The 2574-nt window shown below is 61.3% G+C and carries 3 protein-coding genes; all 3 read left to right on the top strand.

Annotation, left to right across the window (positions count from 1 at the left end; translation table 11 throughout):
* A partial coding sequence (locus tag B5G37_RS14215; protein ID WP_143482988.1) for a type IV secretion system protein occupies positions 1 to 882 on the top strand: 882 nt, incomplete at its 5' end.
* Positions 883 to 966: 84 nt separating this feature from the next.
* Positions 967 to 2235, top strand: a complete 1269-nt coding sequence (locus tag B5G37_RS14210) for a hypothetical protein (RefSeq protein WP_087258902.1) — start codon at positions 967 to 969, stop codon at positions 2233 to 2235.
* A 55-nt stretch (positions 2236 to 2290) separates the two neighbouring features.
* Positions 2291 to 2574 (top strand): hypothetical protein (locus B5G37_RS14205; RefSeq protein WP_143482987.1); only part of this gene is annotated, 284 nt, incomplete at its 3' end.

Raw genomic sequence — 2574 nt, 5'->3', positions numbered from 1 at the left:
ATCTGCTCCATGATCCTCGGATGGGCCACATCGATCTTCAACGTCTACAACCAGCTCATCAACCACGTCGGCACGGAAGCCCTGCTCAGCGGTCCCTTCGATTCGCTGCTGGGCACCGATATGTACAACCTGACCAACAACATCTTCCAGACCGCCGTGATCCCCATAGGCGAATCCATCCTCGCCCTGTTCATGCTCGTCCAACTGGTGAAGATCAGCCAGCGCATCGACGCCACCAGCACCCTCCCCGCCGTCAAGGAGATCGTCTTCCTCGCGGTCATCTACGTGCTGCTCCACTGGTTCATCAACAACAGCCTCGACATCATGCAGGCCATCTACGGGGTCGTCAACGACGACATCATTCCCACCATCGGCTCGGTGGGGGACAGCACCGGCGAAGCGGGCGTGTTCAGCCTCGATGGCGTCACGCAGGACCAGTGGGACTCAATGAACATCGGAGATTGCTTCATGACCCTTATCATGTCCGTCATCTGCCTACTTTTCGGTCTTGTGGCCTTCGTGCTCGGCTTCGCCATGTGCTACGTCCGCGCATGGCAAATCTACATCTACGCCGCGTTCTCCCCGATCCCCATTTCACTCCTCGGTTTCGAGGAAACCCGACAGATGGGCATAGGGTTCCTGAAGAACTTCGCGTCCGTCTGTCTGGCCGGGGCGATCCTGCTGTTCCTGTTCGTGGCCTACCCATTCGTGCTCGCGGGATCGGTGTCAAGCCTCAGCGCGGGCAATGACATCCTCTTCCTTATGACCACATCCAGCGCGGACAGCCTGATAAACCTTCTCAAAGGCGTCGCAATCAGCGTCGTCCTCATCTTCATGATCGTGAAATCCGGCGGCATCGCCAAGGAAATCCTCGGAAGCTGACATGCCTCGCCATGACCCCGGCGGGCATCCAGCCCGCCGGATACAATGGTGGTACCCGAAAGGGACCACAGAAAGGAGACCGTCATGGCAGCATACGAAACACCCGAACAGGCCGCGAATTTCCTCGCGGGCATCCATCTCGACATTCTGAACACCGGAAAGGGGGATTTCTCCCCGAACCATGTGAAATACACCTGCCAGCTCACCCCGAGGTATGGCGACCCCTTCACCACCGACTACCAGAGCAACCCCAGCGTGCACGGGGAACCCACCGTCACGCAGGTCGTGAGCAGCCTCCTCTCGGACTCCCGCATACCGGACGCCTACCACGATGTGGACGATTTCGCCGATGACATGGGCTACCGCAAGCCCTCCGAGGCGATCCGCGCATGGGAGGGATGCAGGAAGGCGCAGGACTGGGTGCGCGACACCCTCAACCTCAGCAACGGCGAGGCCAACCAGCTCTCCGACACCCTTGACGAGTACGAGACCGAAGTACAGGCGCAGGTGGAGCAGCTTCAGGCGGAGCAGGCCCGGCAGGACGCATACGAGCATCCACCCGTGGACCAGCAGCCCTACGGCGGGCGGAAGTTCATTACCATCAAGGAGGCAATCGACAACCTCGACCTCGGCGACCACGGCTATGATGCCGTGGATTACGTGAACGGGGCCAATTACATCGATGACGCGCTGCAAGAGGCTGCGGACGGCATGGTGGACATCTACCACCATGACCTGCTCCACTGGCTCCCCGACAACTACGAATGGATGGAGGAGGCCGACGCGCAGGGACTCTTGGAAGGCTGCAAGGGCGACCTCATGAAGATGACGCAGGCGGCGCAGTACGAGTGCTACTCGCAGGATTTGTACGACCACAAGGCCGACATCATCGCCGCCGCCACCCTCGACCATCTGAAGGATCAGGGCGTGTACGCCATCTCGGAGAACATGGCCGACACCCTCATCGAAGGCATCCGCGACGCCGCCGACGGCATGAACCGGTTCAGCGACGCCACCGACCTTGCGGAGGAGACCATGGGCGATTCCCTCACCGAAGCCCTCGGCGACGAGGACGGGGAACTCTCCGAAACCATGGCGGACGCATTGCGGGATTCCGGCTACGACAAACCGAACCCGTGCATGATGAGCGCCGAAGCCGTCCGGCAGGCGAACAAGGAAGGGTACGATCAGGCGTTCCAGACCACATGGCACGACCTGTTCACCGAACATCCCGAAGGTGGGGACGATTCCCTCACCCATGCGGCGGAGGAAAGCCGCGACTCCTCCACCCGGCTCGCACAGAACCACGGCAATGACGCCCCCGCCCATGAGGACACGCGGGCGGAACTCTGACAATGGCGGGCAGGGCCACGGCCCCGCCCGCCCACTCGTATGAAAGGGGACCATCATGACGGAAACAACCATCTGGGACATCGAGGAACACCGCAGGGAGCCGGTCGGCATCCGCAACCTCTCATTCCGGGAATCGTTCGACCATCTGGCCGACTATCTCGCCGGTTACAACATCCGTGAGCCGCGCACGTTCGACCCGGAGAACGGCGGGAACCCCCTTATGGTGCGCAGCGGCGACGGTTTCTACGTGGGCGGCAGCCTCAACATGCTGCGGGACGATCCGGACTCTCCACTGTTCGGCTGCGAGATACAGAACATCCGGGACGAGGACGGGCACCT

The sequence above is a fragment of the Pseudoflavonifractor sp. An85 genome (genome assembly GCF_002161235.1).
GTDB lineage: Bacteria > Bacillota > Clostridia > Oscillospirales > Oscillospiraceae > Enterenecus.
This window is presented reverse-complemented; position numbering and strand designations above follow the sequence as displayed.

Bases quoted from the DNA above. Each gene is read 5' to 3' on its own strand.
- B5G37_RS14210 (WP_087258902.1), top strand. From the start codon at position 967: ATGGCAGCATACGAAACACCCGAACAGGCCGCGAATTTCCTCGCGGGC.